Origin of the sequence: Aeromicrobium sp. CTD01-1L150 (genome assembly GCF_041951745.1) — a bacterium.
Lineage (GTDB): Bacteria > Actinomycetota > Actinomycetes > Propionibacteriales > Nocardioidaceae > Aeromicrobium.
The window spans coordinates 2,210,596-2,229,647 of record NZ_CP169555.1 but is presented as its reverse complement, the minus strand read 5'-3'; the positions used below and the strand labels follow the sequence as shown (position 1 = coordinate 2,229,647).

Below are 19,052 nucleotides of genomic sequence, written 5' to 3'. Positions count from 1 at the left end.
GAGGAACGTGGTTTCGATACGCGGCGACGTGCTCGTTCCTCACCGTCGTCACTACTCAACCACCGAGTCGTTGCGCAAGCTTCACGGTGGTCGAGTGGGGGAGACCGCCCGCGGCCGAGCCCGTATCGAGACCCACTTCGATGCGCGGACGGGGTACGTGGTTTCGCTCCGTCGCGGCTACGCCCCTGGTGCGACGGCTCCATTGCCGTGGGACGCTCGTTCCGCCCCCAAGCACGCCCCCACTCGCTGCGCTCGCGGGAGGTACCCCCACGCAGAGCTCCGTGCAGGGAGGTGCCCCCAGCTGCCCACGGCTACTCAACCACCGAAAATGTTGCGCAAGCTTCACGGTGGTCGAGTAGCACGCGAGTGCAGCGAGCGGCGTATCGAGACCACGTCGACGCACGGATGCGGATCTCTGGAACGAAGCACTCCGGGACCTTCCGTACCGACCACGCAACCGATGAGCGAGGCGACATGAACGTGTTCAGTGGGGCGGCGGCGATCGCTGGGATCGGCGCGACCGAGTTCTCCAAGCAGTCGGGACGCTCGGAGCTGCAGCTGTCGGCAGAGGCCACCCTGGCAGCGCTCGCAGATGCCGGGCTCGCGGCCGGCGACGTCGACGGACTGGTCACGTTCACCATGGACACGTCCTCCGAGATCGCGCTGGCGCGTGAGCTCGGCATGGGTGACCTCCGGTTCTTCAGTCGCATCAACTTCGGTGGTGGGGCGGCCTGCGCCACCGTGCAGCAGGCGGCGATGGCGGTTGCCACGGGCGTCGCCGACGTCGTCGTGGCCTACCGCGGGTTCAACGAGCGCTCCGGATCACGCTTCGGTCAGGTGCAGGCCGGTGCGGCCGGACAGGTGAACACCAACGGTCTCGACAACGCCTGGACCTACCCGTACGGCCTCTCCACACCCGCAGCCACGGTGGCCATGCAGGCGCGCCGCTACATGCACGAGTACGGGGCGACCTCCGAGGACTTCGGCCGCGTCGCGGTGGCCGACCGTCGGCACGCTGCCACCAACCCGAACGCGTTCTTCCACGAGCGCCCGATCACCCTCGAGGACCACCAGGGCTCACGGATGATCGCCGATCCGCTGCGTCTGCTCGACTGCTGCCAGGAGAGCGACGGGGCGGTCGCGATCGTTGTCACCTCCACCGAGCGTGCCCGGGACCTGAGGGCCGGAGCGGTGCCGATCGTGGCTGCCGCGCAGGGCAGTGCTGCCGACCAGTTCGTCATGACGTCGTACTACCGCGACGACGTCGGCATCCCCGAGGTCGGCGTGGTGGGGGGTGAGCTGTGGCGGCAGTCCGGTCTCGCCCCCGACGACATCGACACCGCGGTGCTCTACGACCACTTCACGCCGTACGTGCTCATGCAGCTGGAGGAGCTCGGCTTCTGCGGCCGCGGCGAGGCCAAGGAGTTCATCGCCGACGGTGCCATCGAGATCGGCGGCCGGCTCCCGATCAACACCCATGGCGGGCAGCTCGGAGAGGCCTACATCCACGGCATGAACGGCATCGCCGAGGCGGTGCGCCAGATCCGCGGAACGTCGGCGAACCAGGTTCCCGAGGCCCGGCACGTGCTGGTCACGGCCGGCACCGGCGTGCCGACCTCCGGTCTCATCCTCGGCGGGTCGTGAGAAGGCGCATCGTCGCAAGTTCGGCGGCGGCGCGGTCGAAGGTCACGGTCTCGGTGCATCCGGCGGCCGCGCCGAGCTCACCGACCAAGGCGTCGACCATCTCGGCCGGTGCGGTTCGAGAGCTTCGGACGGCTCGGTGGACAGAGTCCGCTTCCTGGATGCGCAGCTCCCGCGTGCTGAGCATGCCTTCGACGATGACGAGGATCTCATCGGCCGGCACACGGTAGGCGTGACCGAGGACCCAGATGAGCTCGCACAACACCACGAGTGAGACGAACCCTGGGTCGTCGTCCGTGAGCGTGTCGATGACACGTTCCGCTTCGTGTGCCTGTGCCTCGTCGTCCTGGGCGAAGTAGCGCACCAGGACGTTCGTGTCGAGACCGATCACTGTCGCGATCTCTCGACCGCTGCAGCAGCCACGGCTTCGTCGATCTCCTCGAGGCTGACAGTGCGGCCTCGTGTCTGGACGACCCCTTTGAGGTCCTTGATGCTGCGGGATGCCGGGACGAGCTCGTACGACCCGTGACTCGACGCGACGAACTCCACACGGGAGCCAGTCTCGAGACCGAGCGCCGTGCGCACTTCGCGTGGAATGGTGATCTGCCCCTTGCTGGTCACCTTCGCCGTCGCCATGCCAAGATCTTACCACTGATCCTGTTCCTTACTTATAGGTAAGGGATCTGAGTCAGCGATGAACAACCAAGCAGTCGGCGAGGGCCGGGCGAGCGTCGTCGCCGACGCTCGCGGTCACCACGATGCCCCGGGCTCGTCCCACGCGTTCACCGAGAGCGTCTCTCCCGGAAACACGACGCCGGCGAAGCGGGCCCGGTAGTCCGGGACGGTGGCCGCGGTGCTCTGTCCGCGGCCTCCGCCCCAGCCGCCCTCGCCGCGTACGAAGATCGAGGATCGGACACGCCACAGCTCGGTGCCGCCGGGATCCTTGGCCACGCCTTCCTGCCAGATGACGGCGGCCTTCCGCTTGTCCCAGACGTCGGTGATGCGCGTCGTCAGTGTGGCCGACCCGGACGTGGGCAGTGGCCCGCCGACGTGCACCTCCTGGGCGCCGTGCACGACCTGGGCGAGGTTGATGTCGCACCCGGGAAGGTCGAGGCTCGGTGTGTCAGCTCCGCGGAACGTCGGTGAACCAGGTCCCCGAGGCCCGGCACGTGCTGGTCACAGCCGGCACCGGCGTGCCGACCTCCGGGCTGGTCCTCGGAGGCTAGGCCCGCCGGGCCAGGACGCAGAGCCAGCCGGTCTCCCCCTCGGGGACGGACCGCTGTGTCCATTCCGACCGGAGTCCGGCCCCTGCCAGGGCGGTGACGAACTCCGCCTCGGACCAGAGCGAACGGTAGTAGCGACAGCCGGAGCCCCCGACCTCCCAACCGGCGCCCGCGCCCAAGGGGACGGACACGAGGAACCGGCCGTCCGGGCGCAAGGCGCCCGCCACCTTCACCAGCACCGCGTTCAGATCGTGCGGCTCCACGTGCTGAAGGACGTGCAGGGTCACGACGGCGTCGTAGGGACCGCCCAGGTCGTCGTGGATCACGTCCAGCCGGCCGACCTCCTGGCCGCGGGCGCGTTGGAGCTCGATGAACGCCTCGGTGAGGTCGGTACGGCGAACCGTCAGTCCGGCCTCCTCGAGAAAGTCGGCGTCCCACCCGGGGCCGGAGCCGACCTCCAGGGCATGACCGCTCGGGACCGCCTCGGCAAGACGCGTGAGCCCGCCGGACAGGACCAGAGCGCCCGCAGTCTCCTGGGCATAGTCGACAGCGATCCGCTCGTACGACTCGACGGTGCGGGCATTGGGTGAGGACTCCATGCTGCCGAGCCTAGGGCGCGGACCGGATCAACGTCTGGTCACGAAGCAGTCGGCGAGGGCCGGGCGAGCGCCGTCGCCGACGCTCGCGGTCACCACGATGCCCTCGGGCTCGTCCCACGCGCTGATCGAGAGCGTCTCTCCCGGGAGGACGACGCCGGCGAAGCGGGCGCCGAAGCTGTCGACGGCGGTGGCGTCGCCGTCGAGCAGCAGGTCGATGACCTCGCGCAGCACGATGCCGTAGGTGCACAGTCCGTGCAGGATGGGTGCGTCGAACCCGGCCGCCCTGGCGAACTCCGGGTCGGCGTGCAGGGGGTTGCGGTCGCCGCACAGGCGGTAGAGCAGTGCCTGTTGCGGCGTCACCTCGTACGTCGTGGAGGCGTCCGGAGCCCGATCCGGGACGGTGGTCGCGGTGCTCTGTCCGCGGCCTCCGCCCCAGCCGCCCTCGCCGCGCACGAAGATCGAGGATCGGACACGCCACAGCTCGGTCCCGTCGGGATCCTCGGCCACGCCTTCCTGCCAGATGACGGCAGCCTTCCCCTTGTCCCAGACGTCGGTGATGCGCGTCGTGAGCGTGGCTGACCCGGACCTGGGCAGTGGCCCGCCGACGTGCACCTCCTGGGCGCCGTGCACCACCTGGGCGAGGTTGATGTCGCACCCGGGAAGGTCGAGGCTCGGTGGTTCGGTGACGTGGAACGTCGGCGCGACGACGGCGAAGCTCGGTAGCACCTGGAAGGCGGCGCTGGTCTCCAACGTGTAGCTCAGGTCCTGCGCACCGACGGCGAGGTGGTAGAGCAGGACGTCGCTGCTTGACCACCTGAACTCCTGGCGGCCGACCTCGGCGCCGATCGCGACGTCCGGATCGATCGGCATCAGGTTGTTCCTCGTGCGATGTCCTCGGCGGCCAGGTAGCCGAACGTCAGTGCGGGCCCGATGGTGGCGCCGGGGCCCGCGTACGTGCGTCCCATGACGGCAGAGGAGCAGTTGCCGGCGGCGTACAGCCCATCGATCGCCGATCCGTCCGGACGCAGTGCGCGGCCCCGTTCGTCGGTGACGATCCCACCCTTGGTGCCGAGGTCGCCGGGGACGATCTTCACCGCGTAGAACGGGCCCTGGTCGATGCTGTGCAGCGACGGGTTCGGCTGGACGCGCGGGTCGGCGTAGTAGCGGTCGTACGCACTGTCGCCGCGACGGAAGTCCTCGTCGACGCCGGCCACGGCGAAGCCGTTGAAGCGATGCACCGTCTCCACGAGTGCATCGGCCGGCACGTCGATCTCGGCGGCGAGGTCTGCGAGCGTGTCGGACCGCTTCACGGTGCCGTGCTTGTACCAGCGTCCGGGGAAGGGCTGGCGCGGCGACAGGCCTGCGAACAGATAACGGTTGCGGTAGCGCTGGTCCACGATCATCCACGCGGGCACGTGCGAGACCCCGGTGGCCTCGCCGGCATAGATCTCGTGGGTCGCCTCCACGTACGGCAGGGCCTCGTTCATGAACCGGCGGCCGGCCGAGTTCACGATGATCGAGCCCGGCAGGTTGCGCTCGGCGAGGCAGAACCAGGCGCCGGATGGCAGCGGGATCGTCGGTCCCCACCACGCATCGTCCATCAGGTCGGTCGCCGCGCCGACGGCGACGCCGGCCTCGATCCCCGCGCCGGTGTTACTGGCGGCCGCCGTGCTCCATGCGGCGTCGGTGGGCGAGGGCAGGTGCTTCTCCCGGAGGGCCTCGTTCTTCTCGAACCCACCGGAGCCGAGGATCACTCCTCGCCGGGCGCGGACGACGATCTCGGTCCCGTCGTGATCAGCCCCGCCCCTGACCACCCTGACCCCCACCACGCGGCCGTCCTCGACCACCAGTGCGGTGAGCTCGGTCTCGTAGTGCACCGGCACGCCGGCATCCATCAGACCCTTGCGCATGCTGATGGCGAGCGCATTGCCCATCGCGTACATCCGACGTCGCCGCATCGTGTCGATGGCCTTGTTGAGCAGCACGCGCAGCATCGTCAGGGGCCCGCGCAGCGTGCGCAGACCGAGGTTGATCTTGCGGAAGTCGGCCTGCGTGACGATGAAGTTCGGTGGCGCCTTGGTGTAGGCGGGGCAGAGGCGTTCGAGCTCGTCGCCGATGATGTGGCCGTCCATCGGGACCGGCTCCACGCTGCGACCCTGCGCCCGTCCGCCCGGCTCCTCGGGCAGGTAGTCGGAGTACTCCGGGACCCACCGGAACCGCACCGGGGTCTGCTCGGTCAGGAAGTCGACGACCTCTGGGCCGCGGTCGAGGAACGTGTCGCGTCGCTCCTTGGGCACGACGTCACCGACGATGGCGTCGAGGTAGCGCTTGGCCTGCTCGGCATCGTCGGCATCGACCTGCCCGGCGTCACGGAGTGCCTGGTTGCCGGGCACCCAGACCCCGCCGCCGGAGCGGGCCGTCGACCCGCCGAAGTACGGGCTCTTCTCGATGACGACGGTGTCGAGGCCGTGGCGTGCGGCGGCGAGGGCGGCCGTCATCCCGGCACCGCCGGCTCCCACGACGACGACGTCGCACGTCTGTTCCATCGGTCCTCCCGAGGGCCTTCAGCGGGCTTGACTTTCGCAAAACTGTAACACGTTCTACCATGGCTCCATGCTCTCCGCCGAGGCGCGACGCGATGTCGCGAAGGTACTGGCCAGTGCCGAGCGTGAACGGAGCCCGGTGCCGCCGCTGCGTACGACCTGGCCGGACCTCGACGTCGTCGACGCCTACACCATCCAGCTGCTCAACATCGCCGAGCGCCGCGAGGCCGGTGCGACCGTGCGCGGCCACAAGGTGGGGCTCTCCTCCCTGGCGATGCAGGAGATGATGGGCGTCGACGAGCCGGACTACGGCCACCTGCTCTCCGACATGGAGATCCCGGCCAGCCCCGGCGGGGGTGCCGGGCCTGGGGGCACCTCCCTGCACGGAGCGCAGCGTGGGGGTACCTCCCGCGAGCGCAGCGAGTGGGGGCGTGCGTGGGGGAGGACGGCGAAGAACACAGTCTCCGCGAGCCGGTACTGCATGCCGCGCGTGGAGGTGGAGGTCGCCTACGTCCTCGGCAAGACCCTCCCGGGCCACGGATGCACCGAGGCTGACGTCATCGACGCGACCGACCACGTCACCGCGGCGATCGAGCTGATCGACTCGCGCATCGCCGGCTGGGACATCAAGATCACCGACACCATCGCCGACAACGCCTCGAGTGCCGGCTTCGTCCTCGGCACTGCCCGCGTCGACCCCGCCACTGTCGACCTCACGATCATCGAGGCGCGGCTGCTGCGTGGTGGCGAGGAGGTGGCGGCGGGACGCTCCGACGCGGTCCTCGGCGACCCGACGACGGCGGTCGCCTGGCTCGCACGCAAGGTCGCGTCGTTCGGCGTGACCTTGGAGGCAGGGCACGTGATCCTGCCCGGCAGCGTCCACCGGGCCGTCGACGCCGCCGCCGGCGATGAGTTCGAGGCCGTGTTCGCCGACAGTGTCGGAACCAGCTGGGGCAGCGTGCGGCTGTCCTTCACCGAGTAGGGGAGATGTGATGACCCGCAAGGTCACGGCCGCCATCGTCGGTCCCGGCAACATCGGCACCGACCTGTTGTACAAGCTGCTTCGCAGTGCCGCTGAGGGCGGGTTCGTCGAGCCGCGCTGGATGATCGGCGTCGACCCGGCCTCCGAAGGGCTCGAGCTGGCCAGGCAGCGCGGTGTCGAGGCGTCGCACGAGGGGGTCGACTGGCTGCTCAAGCAGGACGAGCTCCCCGAGATGATCTTCGAGGCGACGTCCGCGTCCGTGCACCGTGCCTACGCGCCGCGATACGCCGAGGCCGGCATCCGCGCGATCGACCTGACGCCGGCCGCGGTCGGCCCTGCCGTCATCCCTCCCGTCAACGGCGAGGAACACGTGGGGGCCGGGAACGTCAACCTGATCACCTGTGGCGGTCAGGCGACCATCCCGATGGTGAGCGCCGTCTCGCGGGTGACGCCCGTGTCCTACGCCGAGATCGTGGCGTCCGTCTCGAGTGCGTCGGCAGGACCTGGCACCCGGGCCAACATCGATGAGTTCACCCGCACCACCAGTGCCGGGGTGGAGACGATCGGCGGCGCGCAGCGGGGCAAGGCGATCATCATCCTCAACCCCTCCGATCCTCCGATGATCATGCGCGACACCATCTACTGTGCCGTCGCGCCCGATGCCGACCGCGATGCCGTCGCTGAGTCGGTGGTGCAGATGGTGCAGGACGTCCAGCAGTACGTGCCCGGCTACCGACTGCTCCAGGACCCCCAGTTCGACGACGCCACGGTTCCGACGCAGGGTCCCATGGGGGAGACGACGGTGCCGGCCACGAGGGTGAGCATCTTCGTGGAGGTCGAGGGCGCCGGCGACCACCTGCCCCCGTATGCCGGGAACCTCGACATCATGACCGCCGCGGCCACGAGGGTCGGCGAGTCGATCGGCAAGGAGATGAGCGCATGACCGCGTCTGTGACCGGCCTCGACGAGGGCCTGGACGTGCTGGAGCGAACCTGGTCGCAGACCGACCCGTCGAGCGACCTCGACCTGCGACTCACGGACACCTGCCTGCGTGACGGCTCGCACCACAAGCGGCACCAGTTCGTGCCACAGGAGGTCCGCGACATCGTCGGCTCGCTCGACGCCGCGGGCATCCCGGTCATCGAGGTGACCCACGGTGACGGTCTGGGTGGCTCGTCGTTCAACTACGGCTTCTCCCGCACGCCCGAGCAGGAGCTGATCAAGCTGGCGGCCGAGACGGCATCCCGGGCGCGGATCGCCTTTCTCATGCTGCCGGGCGTGGGCACCAAGGACGACATCCGTGCCGCCCAGGGCAACGGTGCCCAGATCTGCCGCATCGCCACCCACTGCACGGAGGCGGACACGTCGCAGCAGCACTTCGGGCTCGCCCGCGAGCTCGGCCTCGAGACCGTCGGGTTCCTGATGATGGCCCACACCCAGCCGCCCGAGGCGCTGGCCAAGCAGGCCCGCATCATGGTCGATGCCGGGTGCCAGTGCGTGTACGTCGTCGACTCCGCGGGGGCGCTGGTCATGGAGGGCGTCGGTGACCGGGTGTCCGCGATCGTCGCCGAGATCGGCGACGTGGCCACGGTCGGCTTCCACGGCCACGAGAACCTCGGCCTCGGCGTGGCGAACACCGTGATCGCGGCCCGTTCCGGTGCCACGCAGATCGACGGTTCGGTGCGGCGGTTCGGGGCCGGTGCCGGAAACACGCCGCTCGAGGCCTTCATCGGCGTCGCGGACAAGCTCGGGTGGAGGACCGGCGTCGACTTCCTGCAGGTCGTCGACGCTGCTGAGGACATCGTCCGCCCGGCCATGCCCGAGGAGTGCACCCTCAACCGGATGACGCTGATGATGGGCTACGCCGGCGTCTACTCCTCCTTCCTCAAGCATGCGGACCACGCGGCGCGGCGCTATGACGTCTCCGGTGCGCAGATCCTGCTCGAGGCCGGCCGTCGTCAGCTCATCGGGGGCCAGGAGGACCAGCTCGTCGACATCGCGCTGCAGCTGAAGGTGGCGAGGGAGCGCGAGTAGCGCCGCAGTCACCGGAGGGGCAGATGGACTTGGTACTAGAACATGTTCTAGTATTGGGGAGAGACTTCGAAGGAGCTGCGATGACCCAGGATGTGCTCGACGGTGTGCGAGACCTGCTGCCCACCCTCCGTGAGCGCGCGGACGAGACCGAGCGACTGCGCCAGGTGCCGGACGCGTCCGTGAAAGAGCTGGAGGACACCGGCTTCTTCCGGATGCTCCAGCCGCAGCGGTTCGACGGGCTGGAGGCCGACCCGATCGACTTCTACACCGCGGTCGGCATGCTCGCGTCGGCCTGCGGCTCGACCGGCTGGATCTCGTCGGTGCTCGGCGTCCACCCGTGGCAGGTGGCCCTGTTCCACGACGACGCACAGCAAGCCGTCTGGGGTGAGGACACCTCCACACGGCTCAGCTCGTCCTACGCACCCACCGGCAAGGCCGTCGTCGCTGACGGGGGATACCTCCTGCAGGGACGGTGGAGCTTCTCCTCCGGGTCGGCCCATGCGACGTGGGTGCTCCTCGGTGGACTCGTGACCGACGAGCAGGGACAGGTCGTCGACTTCAAGACCTTCCTGGTGCCGCAGGAGAAGTACGAGGTCGTGGACGTCTGGGACGTCGTGGGTCTGGCCGGCACGGGCTCCAACGACATCGTGGTCGCCGAGACGTTCATCCCCGAGGAGTTCACCCTCTCGATGAGCGACACCGGCCGCTGCCGCGGCCCCGGTCAGGAGCAGAACCCCGGCGAGCTCTACAAGCTGCCGTTCCACTCGCTGTTCACCACTACGATCAGCACCCCGATCATCGGCATGGCCCGCGGGGCCTACGCCGAGCACGTCGAGATGCAGCAGGCCCGCGTGCGTGCGGCCTATGCCGGGGAGAAGGCTGCCTCGGACCCGTTCGCCGCGGTGCGCATTGCTCGGACCTCGAGCGAGATCGACGCCGCGTGGGCGCTCACCATGGCCAACATCCGCGAGGAGCAGGCGCTCGTGGCCAAGGGCGAGAAGATCCCGCTGTCGTTGCGGCTGCGGGTCCGGCGCGACCAGGTGCTCGGGACACAGCGCGCGATCGATGCCATCGATGAGCTCTTCGAAGCCTCGGGCGGACGGGCGCTGGCCAACGGCACCTACCTGCAGCGGGCCTGGCGAGACGCCCATGCCGGCCGCGTGCACGCCGCCAACGATCCTGAGCGTGCGCTGCAGATGTACGGCATGCACGAGTTCGGTCACCAGGTCGACCCGGGGATGTACTGATGGCCGGTGCTGTCTCACGCGAGTCAGTGCGCCGGTCCGCCCGAGCCGGCGACCTCACCCTGAACTACTACGAGGCCGGGGATCCGACGCACGTCGGCGGCGGACTGCCCCTGGTCATGCTGCACGGGGGAGGCCCAGGCGCCTCGGCGTGGTCGAACTTCGGCTCCGCTCTGCCGGGCTTCGCCGAGAACTTCCGCACGCTGCTCGTCGACCAGCCCGGGTTCGGGCAGAGCGACAAGCCCCCGGTGGTCGGCAACTACTTCCGGTTCGCGGCCGAGGCCGTGAAGGACCTGCTCGACGAGCTGGGCATCGACCGTGTCCACCTGCTAGGCAACAGCCTCGGCGGCGGCACTGCGATGCGGTTCGCGCTGCTGTACCCCGAGCGCGTCGGCCGGCTGGTGCTGATGGGACCGGGCGGGCTGTCCCTGAACCTCTTCCACGCCGATCCGACCGAGGGCGTCAAACGGCTCATGGAGTTCGGCGGCGCGCCATCGCAGGAGGCACTCCGGGCCTTCATCTCCACGATGGTCGTCGACCAGAGCCTGGTCACCGACGAGCTCGTCGCCGAACGATTCGCCGATGCGACCGCCCCGGGTGCCCAGGAGGCGATGGCGTCCATGGGCATGTCGTTCTGGGCCCCGGACACCTTCGAGGACGGCCTCATCTGGCGCGACGCCCACCGGATGAAGCGACCGACCCTGCTCACCTGGGGACGTGAGGACCGGGTCAACCCGCTCGACGGCGCATTCGTGGCCCTGAAGATGATCCCGCGCGCCTCGCTGCACGTCTTCCCCAACTGTGGCCACTGGGCGCAGATCGAGGCGGCCGAGGAGTTCCGAGAGGTCAGCACCGCCTTCCTGGCGCGCCATACCGAGAGGAGTACGTCGTGATCGACATCAAGTCGATGGGCTATGCCCGCATCGCCAGCACGGACCTGCCGGCGTGGCGCCACTTCGGGACCAAGGTCCTCGGGCTCGCCGAGGGGCGTGGGCCGAGTGAGGAGAACCTCTACTTCCGCATCGATGAGGTCTCCAGCCGGATGGTGGTCTTCCCGTCGGACGTGGACCGGCTCGAGTGCGTCGGCTGGGAGGTCGCCGACCACGACGCGCTGCAGGCGGCCCGCGAGCACCTCGGCAAGGCGGGTGTCGACTTCGCCGAAGGGACGCCCGAGGAGCTGACCGAGCGTCGCGTGCAGGAGCTGATCCGCTTCAGCGACCCGTTCGACAACGTCTTCGAGCTCTTCCACGGCATCACGTACGAGTCCCGCCCCGTGGTCACGCCGTACGCCGCCACGTTCGTGACCGGCGAGCAGGGCATGGGCCACGTCGTCATCCCCGTCGACGACGACGTGGAGGCGCTGCGCTTCTACCGTGACGTGCTCGGCTTCCGCCTGCGCGACTCGATGTCGATGCCCGGTGAGTTCGTCGGCAAGGAGCCCGGGTCCAAGGTCTGGCTCCGGTTCCTCGGTGTGAACCCACGACACCACTCGCTCGCCTTCCTGCCGATGCCCAACCCCAGCCGCTGCGTGCACATCATGTTCGAGGTCGAGAAGCTCGACGACGTCGGGCGGGCGCTGGAGCGGGTGCGCAAGCACCAGGCACCGCTGTCGGCTACCCTCGGCCGGCACATGAACGACGAGATGGTGTCGTTCTACGTCAAGTCGCCGGGCAACTTCGACATCGAGTTCGGGTGCGAGGGCCTCACCGTCGACGACCAGCGGTGGGTGGCCCGGGAGTCGACCGCGGTCTCGTACTGGGGCCATGAGTTCGGCCAGTCCGGCTGACGGGTGCCACGATGGAGCCCGTGACCGACGCCGACGTCCCGCAGGGCATGAATCCCGATGCCGCCGAGACCTGGCCGTCACGCGAGCTGATCGACTCCTACCTCGGGGCGGACCATGAGACGTTCGCGTGGCGTCCCGGCGAGGTCGTCCAGATCGACGGAGAGGCCGCACAGGCTGCCGCGTTGGCCTTCCGCGACGTGCTCGGGCGGTACGCCAGCGGAGTGACCGTGGTGACCACGATGCACGGCGACACCCCGGTGGGTATGACCTGCCAGTCGTTCACCAGTGTCTCGCTGGACCCGCCGCTCGTGGCCTTCCTGCCGATGAAGACGTCGCGCGCCTTCGCGGCGATCCGGCTGTCACGCCGGTTCTGCGTGAACTTCCTCGCGGCCGAGCAGACCGAGGTGTCGAACCAGTTCGCCTCCCGGGCCGAGGACAAGTTCACCGGCGTCGCCTGGCAGCCGACGGACACGGGCATGCCGCGCCTCGACGGGATCGTCGGCTGGGTCGACTGCTCCGTCCATGCCGTGCACGAGACCGGTGACCACTACCTCGTCATCGGCGAGGTCGTCGCGCTCGGTGAGGGTGGGGCATCCAGTCCTCTGCTGTTCCACCGAGGCGCGTACCGCACCACCGACGGGTAGGTGCCGCAGGACGTCGCAGCCTGTGTTGCCTCGCTACCTGTGGATGACGACGTGCCCTTCCTATATATACTCGTATATAGAAGGAGGATGGCCATGGCGATCACGAGCATCGATCTCGACAAGGACCAGCTGGAGGTGGCGCGCCAGCTCACCGGGGCGACGAGCAACCGGGAGGTCGTCGAGTATGCCCTCGATCTGCTCATCGCCCAGAAGCGGCAGGTCGAGGTGGTCGAGGACATCATCGCGATGGGACCGGGCGACGTCGACGCCCCCGTGATTCACTACGATCTCGATCAGTGACGACGTACATCGTCGACCAGAGCGTGTGGTCGCGGGTCGAGCATGTTCCGGCGATCACCTTGCTTGTGCAGAGGATCGCGCGCGAGCACACGATCGTCACCTGTCCGCCACAGGTGCTGGAGTACTGCCACGCAGCACGGAGCCCGACCGAGTATCAGCGGCGCCGGGCACAGATGAACGCCTTCCTGGCACTGACGCGTCATCCCAGGAGCGCAGACGTGCTCGACCTGCAGCAGGCACTCTGGGACTCCGGACTGATGCGGGCCGCCGGAGCCGTCCACGTGCTGATCGCCGCCTACGCCGTCGCCAACGACGCCACGATCTTGTCTGCGGACCGCGACTTCGACGCGCTGTCGCAGGCGAGTGGCGGCCGTGTCAGACATCAACGAGTCGACGTCATCTGAGAAGAAGAACAGTGGAGCCCCGGGCGTCAGGAGATGAGCGCCGACCGGTGGTCCTGGGGGCGGCCGAAGAGCTGCTGCAGGGCCTGGGCGCGCTTGAGCACGAGATGGGCGTCGTGCTCCCACGTGATGGCGATGCCGCCGTGCATCTGGATCGTCTCGGCCGCCACGGCCATGGCGGCCTCGGAGCAGTAGGACGACGCAGCCGCGACGAGCACGTCGGCATCAGGAGCGTCGTGGACGTGGGCCTGCACGGCCGCCCAGGCGCCGGAGCGTGACATCCGGACCCTGACCAGCATGTCGCTCATGCGGTGCTTGAGCGCCTGGAAGGAGCCGATCGGGCGTCCGAACTGCTCGCGCTCCTTGGTGTACGCGACGGTCATGTCGAGGCCTCGCTGGGCGCAGCCGACCTGCAGCGCCGCGGTCGCCAGGGTGCCGACGCGATGAGCCGCCGTGAGGACGTCGGCGGCGTCCAGCGTGATGGGCGTGGCAGGGACCGAGTCGAGCTCGAGCGTCGCGAAGCCGAGGGTCGGGTCCATGCCGGAGCAGCGCGTGCGGGTCAGCCCGCGCTCGGACGGGTCGACGCGGAACAGGCCGACGTCCTCTCCTCGGGCGCCGTGCCGGGCGGCCACCAGCACGATGTCGGCGACGTCGCCGACAAGGACCGGATCGATCGTTCCGCAGAGGACGTCACCGCTCCAGGTGACGCCGATCGGTGAGTCGGTGGGCCCGGTGACGCCGGACCAGGCGAGGGTCGCCACGGCTCCTTCGGCGATCCTCGGCAGGGACTCATCGTCCGCTGCCGCGGTGGCCACCAGGGACGACAGCAGTGGTGAGGGAGCCAGGGCGTGGCCGAGCTCCTCCAGGATGACGTGGGCCTCGGCCAGGGTGAACCCGGCGCCACCGTGCTCCTGCCGGATCGGGAGGGCCGGGGCGCCGATCTGGTGGCAGAGCATCGCCCACAGGTCGACATCGAAGCCGTGCGGTTGCTCGAGTGCCCGGCGTACGGCCCGGCTGTCGGAGTGCTTCGCCAGCAGACTGCGGACGCTGTTCGCGAGCTCGACATGCTCAGGTGTGGGGACAAGGGTTGTTCCTTCTGCCGCCCGTGGCCCGGCATCCCCGCCGGGTCCTTGCGCCGTCCGTGGTCCGGCGCCCCCGCCGGTCATCGCGTCTCCAGCAGGTCGGCGAGGAGCCGCTCACGGTGGTGGGCCGGAGTGCCCCACGCCGGGATCAGTGCCCGGATACGCAGCAGCCACAGACTCAGGTCGAGCTCGGCGGTGTAGCCGATCGCGCCATGGACCTGCAGTCCGACGCGGGCAGCGCGGTTCGCCGCCTCGGCCGCCTGGACCTTCGCCGCCGACACCGCCCGAGGCTTCGGATTCACGGCCGCGCCGTGGACGAGCGGCCGGGCGAAGTCGAGAGCGATACGCACATCCGCCAGCTGGTGCTTGATCGCTTGGTACGACCCGATGGCCCGCCCGAACTGGGAGCGCTGCTTGACGTGGGCGACCGAGTTCTCGAGCACCCGCTCGCCCGCGCCCAGCAGCTCGGCCGCCGTGGCGAGGGCAGCGAGGTCGAAGGCGGCCGTGAGGTCACCGTGCTCCACCGGATCGCCCGCAGCGACCTCGAAGAGGTGCCGGGACCGGTCGACCGATCCCTGCTGCTCCTGCACGGTGGCGCGCCGGAGCCTCGCGTCAGCGACGGCATAGACCTGGTTCACGACGTCGGCGTCGGTCGCGAACGGCACGTGCGGCGGCACCGCCACCGTGGCCATCGATCCCGAGAGGTCGACATCGGGCAGTGCCACCGGGAGGAAGGCGGCGGACTCGATCCACGGGCCGGGGACGGCGTGGCGGCCGAGCGCCTCGAACGCGACGCAGACCTCGACCGGCGTCGCCTCCGTGGCCAGGGACGTGACGCCGAGACCGGCCAGGCGGGACCACAGCGCGAGCCCGGGGCGATGGTCGCCGTCCGACCAGGAGCGATTCGCCCCCGCGGTGTCGGTCCGGGTCAGGAGGTCCTCCAGGGAACGGGCGAACCCGGTCTGCTCCGCCGTCAGCTCGAACCTCATGCGCGCCGCTCCCCGCGTGGTTCCTTGGGCAGTCCGAGGATGCGCTCGGCGACGATGTTGCGCTGGATCTCGTTGGTGCCGGCGTAGATCGGCCCGGACAGGGAGAACAGGTACCCGTCCGTCCAGGGAGACTCGATCTCGCCCTGCGGACCGAGCAGGTCGAGCGCGGTCTCGTGCAGGGCGACGTCGAGCTCGCTCCACCAGACCTTGTTCACCGATCCGGATGCACCCACGTCCTGACCACCGGCGAGCCTGGTCACCGTGCCCCACGTGTAGAGCCGGTACGCCTCGGCACGCAGCCAGGCGTCCACCACGCGCTCGGAGAACGCCGGTTCGCCGGTCCGCGCGTGCAGGTCGAGCAGACGGTCGGCGGCAGCACAGAACCGCCCCGGTGAACGCAGCGACAGGCCCCGCTCGTTGCCTGCCGTGCTCATGGCGACCCGCCAGCCCTCGCCGGGCTCGCCGAGCACATCGGCATCGGGCACGAAGACGTCGTCGAGGAACAGCTCGGCGAACCCGGCCTCCCCGTCGAGCTGGGCGATCGGACGGACCGTCAGGCCCTCCGCGTCGAGCGGGAAGCAGAAGTACGTCAGGCCTCGGTGCCGCTCGGCATGCGGGTCGGAGCGGAACAGTCCGAACCCCATGTGCGCGTAGGCCGCACGCGACGACCAGGTCTTCTGTCCGTTCAGCAGCCAGCCGCCGTCGACCTTGCGCGCGGCGGAGCGCAGCGACGCGAGGTCGGAGCCGGCCTCGGGCTCGGACCACGCCTGTGCCCAGATCGTCTCCCCGGTGGCCATCGACGGCAGCCAGCGCTGCTGCTGGTCCTCGGTCCCGTGCTCGAAGATGATCGGCGCGAGCAGGAAGATGCCGTTCTGTGAGACCCGCCCGGGGGCGCCGGCGCGGTAGTACTCCTCCTCGAAGAGCACCCACTCCACGAGGGACGCGTCGCGGCCGCCGAGCTCCTCGGGCCACGAGACGACCGACCAGCGGGCGTCGGCGAGGCGACGCTCCCACTGCTGGTGGGCGACGAACCCGGGGGCGGTGTCCATCGACGGCAGTGGCTCGGTCGGGACGTTGGCGCTGAGCCAGGCCCTGGCCTCCTCGCGGAACGCCACCTCGTCGGGGGAGAGGTCGAGGTTCACTCCTGCTCCCTGTTGCCTCGGGCCATCGCCTTGGCGTCGAGACCACCGAGCGAGTCATCGGCCGTCTCGGCGTTGTGGGCGTGCGCGAAGTGGTGCAACCCGAACACCGAGTCCATCCCGGTCCGCATGCCCTGGGCGTCCTCGGCCTGGTTGACCGCCTTCTTGGTGAGCGCGAGGCCGAAACGCGGCATCTGCGCGATGCGTCCGGCGATCGCCGTCACGGTGTCCTCCAGGTCCTCGACCGGCACCACCTGGTTGACCATGCCGAGCGACAGGGCGCGTTGGGCGTCGAACCGGTCACCGGTGAAGAGGAACTCCTTGGCCGCGCGCGGGTTCATCACCCACGGGTGCGCGAAGTACTCGACGCCGGGGATGCCCATGCGCACCACCGGGTCGGAGAAGAACGCGTCGTCGGAGGCGACGATGAAGTCGCACGCCCACGCCAGCATCAGCCCGCCGGCGATGCAGGCGCCGTGCACCTTGGCGATCACCGGCTTGGGCACCTCTCGCCAGCGCCGGCACATGCCCAGGTAGACCTCGGACTCCCGGGCGAACCGCTGGTCCCCGCCCTCCTTGTCCACGTGGTCCCACCAGAGCACGGCCTTGCGATCGAAGCTCCGGTCCACGTCGCGACCGGGTGTGCCGATGTCGTGGCCCGCGCAGAAGTGCTTGCCGTTGCCGGCCAGCACGATGACCTTGACCGCGGCGTCGTCCGTGGCCCGTTGGAACGCGGCGTCGAGCGCGTACGTCATCTGCGAGTTCTGCGCGTTGCGGTACTCCGGCCGGTTCAGCGTGATGCGTGCGACCTGGTCCTCGACCTCGTACGTGACGACGTCCTCTTCACTCACGGCGTGCTCCTCTCGCTGGATTCGCGCAGTTCGTTCTTCAGCACCTTGCCGGACAGGTTCCGGGGCAGGTCGCCCACGAACACCACCTCGCGAGGCACCTTGAAGTTGGCCAGTCGTTCACGGGCGAACGCGACGACCGCTTCCTCGTCCGGGCCCCGCTCGGTGTGGTTCCCGTGGCGGACGACGAACGCCTTGCCGACCTCGCCGAGGCGCTCGTCGGGAATGCCGACGACGGCGACGTCGATGACGCCGTCGAGGCGCGTCAGCGTCTGTTCGACCTCGGCCGGGTAGACGTTGAAACCACCGCAGATGTACATGTCCTTGAGGCGATCGGTGATGCGCAGGTACCCGCCCTCGGTGAGCACACCGACGTCGCCGGTGTGCAGCCATCCGTCGGTGTCGATGGCGCGGGTGGTCGCCTGCGGGTCGTCGAGGTAGCCGAGCATCACCTGTGACCCGCGCAGCAGGAGCTCGCCCTCGGCCCCGGCCGGCAGGTGCTCGCCCGTCTCCGGATCGGCGATCGCGGTCTCCATGCCGTCGATGGCGCGACCGCACGTGGTGGCCACGGTCTCGTCGCTGTCGCCGCGGCGGCACATGGTGGCCACGACACACTCGGTCATCCCGAACGCCGTGATCACCAGGTCGAAGCTGAGCTCGGCCTGCAGCCGCTCCACCAGGGTGACCGGAACGTTCGCGGCACCGGTGTTGGCGAACCGTAGCGACGACGTGTCGGTGGTGGCGAACGCAGGCGACTCGAGCAGTCCCAGGAAGATGGCAGGAGCACCGGGAACCATCGTGATGCGCTCGGACGCGATACGGGCGAGGGCGGCGTCCGCGTCGAACGTCGCCATGGGGTGGAGCGAGCAGCCGTGCAGGAGGCCGACGAGGATGCCGACCTTGTACCCGTAGGAGTGGAAGAACGGGCTGATCACCAGGTAGCGGTCGGCGGAACTGACCTCGCCGACGGCGCTCCAGCTCGCCGCCGCGGCCACGGTCTGCCGGTGCGCGCTGAGCACGCCCTTGGGCCGGCCCGTGGTGCCGGAGGAGAACAGGATGTCGGCGACGTCGTCGGGGCGGACGGAGTCGGCCGCCGTCTCGACGGCCTCGAGATCGGCGGCGGTCACGGCGGCGCCCAGCGTCTCGAGGTCCGCGAGAGCGACGATCGACCCGCCCGGGTCGAGCGAGCTGAGGTCGCGGATCTGGGTGCGGCCCAGGAACCCGTCGTCGACGACGACCAGGCTTGCGGCGGTGCGCTCCACGAGGTCGGCGACCTCATGAGCGGTGTAGCGCGAGTTGGCGGGCACCAAGATGGCGCCGGCGTAGGTGGCCGCGAGGCCGGCCATCGCCCACTCGATGCTGTTCGGTGCCCAGAGCAGCACGCGGTCACCGGGCTGCACCCCGTAGCTGCGGTACAGCGCCGCAGTGTGCCGGACGAGGTCGTGCAGTGCGGAGAACGTCACGGCGCGGCCGTCCATCACGTACGCCGGCGAGTCGCCGAAGCGCTGGGCGGCGCGGCGGACCAGCGCGGGGACGGTGTCGGTCACGGATCCTCCACACGGGGTTCGGCGGCGAGAAACGGGCAGCGTATCGGAAC

21 protein-coding genes are annotated in these 19,052 nt (G+C 69.6%); 10 read left to right on the top strand and 11 right to left on the bottom strand.

Annotation, left to right across the window (positions count from 1 at the left end):
- Positions 1-474 precede the first annotated feature (474 nt).
- Positions 475-1,644 carry a lipid-transfer protein gene (locus ACEVFP_RS11000; RefSeq protein WP_374999507.1) on the top strand — a complete coding sequence of 390 codons (1,170 nt, stop codon included), beginning with the start codon at positions 475-477 and terminating at the stop codon, positions 1,642-1,644.
- On the opposite strand, the gene ACEVFP_RS10995 is transcribed toward ACEVFP_RS11000, so the two are convergent.
- From ACEVFP_RS10995 to kstD, 6 genes are all read right to left on the bottom strand, one after another.
- The gene (locus ACEVFP_RS10995) at positions 1,625-2,032 is read right to left on the bottom strand and encodes a PIN domain-containing protein (protein WP_374999506.1); all 408 of its coding nucleotides are present in this window, start codon (positions 2,030-2,032) and stop codon (positions 1,625-1,627) included. The two genes, ACEVFP_RS11000 and ACEVFP_RS10995, sit on opposite strands and share 20 nt — an antisense overlap.
- The gene (locus ACEVFP_RS10990) at positions 2,029-2,277 is read right to left on the bottom strand and encodes an AbrB/MazE/SpoVT family DNA-binding domain-containing protein (RefSeq protein ID WP_374999505.1); all 249 of its coding nucleotides are present in this window, start codon (positions 2,275-2,277) and stop codon (positions 2,029-2,031) included. Before ACEVFP_RS10990 ends, ACEVFP_RS10995 begins: the two co-directional genes overlap by 4 nt.
- 114 nt (positions 2,278-2,391) lie before the next feature.
- The gene (locus ACEVFP_RS10985) at positions 2,392-2,715 is read right to left on the bottom strand and encodes a hypothetical protein (protein ID WP_374999504.1); all 324 of its coding nucleotides are present in this window, start codon (positions 2,713-2,715) and stop codon (positions 2,392-2,394) included.
- Positions 2,716-2,863: 148 nt separating this feature from the next.
- On the bottom strand, positions 2,864-3,463 hold the full coding sequence (locus ACEVFP_RS10980; RefSeq protein ID WP_374999503.1) for a class I SAM-dependent methyltransferase: 600 nt from the start codon (positions 3,461-3,463) through the stop codon (positions 2,864-2,866).
- A gap of 27 nt (positions 3,464-3,490) precedes the next feature.
- On the bottom strand, positions 3,491-4,333 hold the full coding sequence (locus tag ACEVFP_RS10975; protein WP_374999502.1) for a MaoC/PaaZ C-terminal domain-containing protein: 843 nt from the start codon (positions 4,331-4,333) through the stop codon (positions 3,491-3,493).
- Positions 4,333-6,009, bottom strand: a complete 1,677-nt coding sequence (kstD, locus tag ACEVFP_RS10970; protein WP_374999501.1) for a 3-oxosteroid 1-dehydrogenase — start codon at positions 6,007-6,009, stop codon at positions 4,333-4,335. Before kstD ends, ACEVFP_RS10975 begins: the two co-directional genes overlap by 1 nt.
- A gap of 67 nt (positions 6,010-6,076) precedes the next feature.
- Between kstD and ACEVFP_RS10965 the strand changes: the two genes are divergently transcribed.
- From ACEVFP_RS10965 to ACEVFP_RS10925, 9 genes are all read left to right on the top strand, one after another.
- The gene (locus tag ACEVFP_RS10965) at positions 6,077-6,988 is read left to right on the top strand and encodes a 2-keto-4-pentenoate hydratase (protein ID WP_374999500.1); all 912 of its coding nucleotides are present in this window, start codon (positions 6,077-6,079) and stop codon (positions 6,986-6,988) included.
- A 10-nt stretch (positions 6,989-6,998) separates the two neighbouring features.
- Positions 6,999-7,931, top strand: a complete 933-nt coding sequence (locus ACEVFP_RS10960; protein WP_374999499.1) for an acetaldehyde dehydrogenase (acetylating) — start codon at positions 6,999-7,001, stop codon at positions 7,929-7,931.
- Positions 7,928-9,022, top strand: a complete 1,095-nt coding sequence (dmpG, locus tag ACEVFP_RS10955; RefSeq protein ID WP_374999498.1) for a 4-hydroxy-2-oxovalerate aldolase — start codon at positions 7,928-7,930, stop codon at positions 9,020-9,022. The genes ACEVFP_RS10960 and dmpG overlap by 4 nt, the downstream gene beginning before the upstream one ends.
- Positions 9,023-9,102: 80 nt before the next feature.
- Positions 9,103-10,269, top strand: a complete 1,167-nt coding sequence (hsaA, locus tag ACEVFP_RS10950) for a 3-hydroxy-9,10-secoandrosta-1,3,5(10)-triene-9,17-dione monooxygenase oxygenase subunit (protein WP_374999497.1) — start codon at positions 9,103-9,105, stop codon at positions 10,267-10,269.
- A complete protein-coding gene (gene hsaD, locus ACEVFP_RS10945) occupies positions 10,269-11,159 on the top strand; it encodes a 4,5:9,10-diseco-3-hydroxy-5,9,17-trioxoandrosta-1(10),2-diene-4-oate hydrolase (RefSeq protein ID WP_374999496.1) in 891 nt (296 codons plus the stop codon). The genes hsaA and hsaD overlap by 1 nt, the downstream gene beginning before the upstream one ends.
- Positions 11,156-12,052 carry an iron-dependent extradiol dioxygenase HsaC gene (gene hsaC / locus ACEVFP_RS10940; RefSeq protein ID WP_374999495.1) on the top strand — a complete coding sequence of 299 codons (897 nt, stop codon included), beginning with the start codon at positions 11,156-11,158 and terminating at the stop codon, positions 12,050-12,052. The genes hsaD and hsaC overlap by 4 nt, the downstream gene beginning before the upstream one ends.
- Before the next feature lie 11 nt (positions 12,053-12,063).
- A complete protein-coding gene (locus tag ACEVFP_RS10935; RefSeq protein WP_374999494.1) occupies positions 12,064-12,696 on the top strand; it encodes a flavin reductase family protein in 633 nt (210 codons plus the stop codon).
- Between the two features lie 93 nt (positions 12,697-12,789).
- Complete coding sequence (locus ACEVFP_RS10930; RefSeq protein ID WP_374999493.1) at positions 12,790-12,996, top strand: type II toxin-antitoxin system VapB family antitoxin; 207 nt, start codon at positions 12,790-12,792, stop codon at positions 12,994-12,996.
- Positions 12,993-13,400, top strand: a complete 408-nt coding sequence (locus ACEVFP_RS10925; RefSeq protein ID WP_374999492.1) for a hypothetical protein — start codon at positions 12,993-12,995, stop codon at positions 13,398-13,400. The genes ACEVFP_RS10930 and ACEVFP_RS10925 overlap by 4 nt, the downstream gene beginning before the upstream one ends.
- Before the next feature lie 26 nt (positions 13,401-13,426).
- On the opposite strand, the gene ACEVFP_RS10920 is transcribed toward ACEVFP_RS10925, so the two are convergent.
- The 5 genes from ACEVFP_RS10920 to ACEVFP_RS10900 are packed head-to-tail and all read right to left on the bottom strand — an operon-like array spanning position 13,427 to position 19,002.
- Positions 13,427-14,563, bottom strand: a complete 1,137-nt coding sequence (locus ACEVFP_RS10920) for an acyl-CoA dehydrogenase family protein (protein ID WP_374999491.1) — start codon at positions 14,561-14,563, stop codon at positions 13,427-13,429.
- Positions 14,560-15,468 (bottom strand): acyl-CoA dehydrogenase family protein, encoded by a 909-nt coding sequence (locus tag ACEVFP_RS10915; protein ID WP_374999490.1) that lies wholly within the window; start codon positions 15,466-15,468, stop codon positions 14,560-14,562. Before ACEVFP_RS10915 ends, ACEVFP_RS10920 begins: the two co-directional genes overlap by 4 nt.
- A complete protein-coding gene (locus tag ACEVFP_RS10910; RefSeq protein ID WP_374999489.1) occupies positions 15,465-16,610 on the bottom strand; it encodes an acyl-CoA dehydrogenase family protein in 1,146 nt (381 codons plus the stop codon). The genes ACEVFP_RS10915 and ACEVFP_RS10910 overlap by 4 nt, the downstream gene beginning before the upstream one ends.
- Positions 16,607-17,458, bottom strand: a complete 852-nt coding sequence (locus tag ACEVFP_RS10905) for an enoyl-CoA hydratase (protein WP_374999488.1) — start codon at positions 17,456-17,458, stop codon at positions 16,607-16,609. Before ACEVFP_RS10905 ends, ACEVFP_RS10910 begins: the two co-directional genes overlap by 4 nt.
- Complete coding sequence (locus ACEVFP_RS10900) at positions 17,455-19,002, bottom strand: AMP-binding protein (protein ID WP_374999487.1); 1,548 nt, start codon at positions 19,000-19,002, stop codon at positions 17,455-17,457. The genes ACEVFP_RS10905 and ACEVFP_RS10900 overlap by 4 nt, the downstream gene beginning before the upstream one ends.
- Positions 19,003-19,052: the final 50 nt, after the last annotated feature.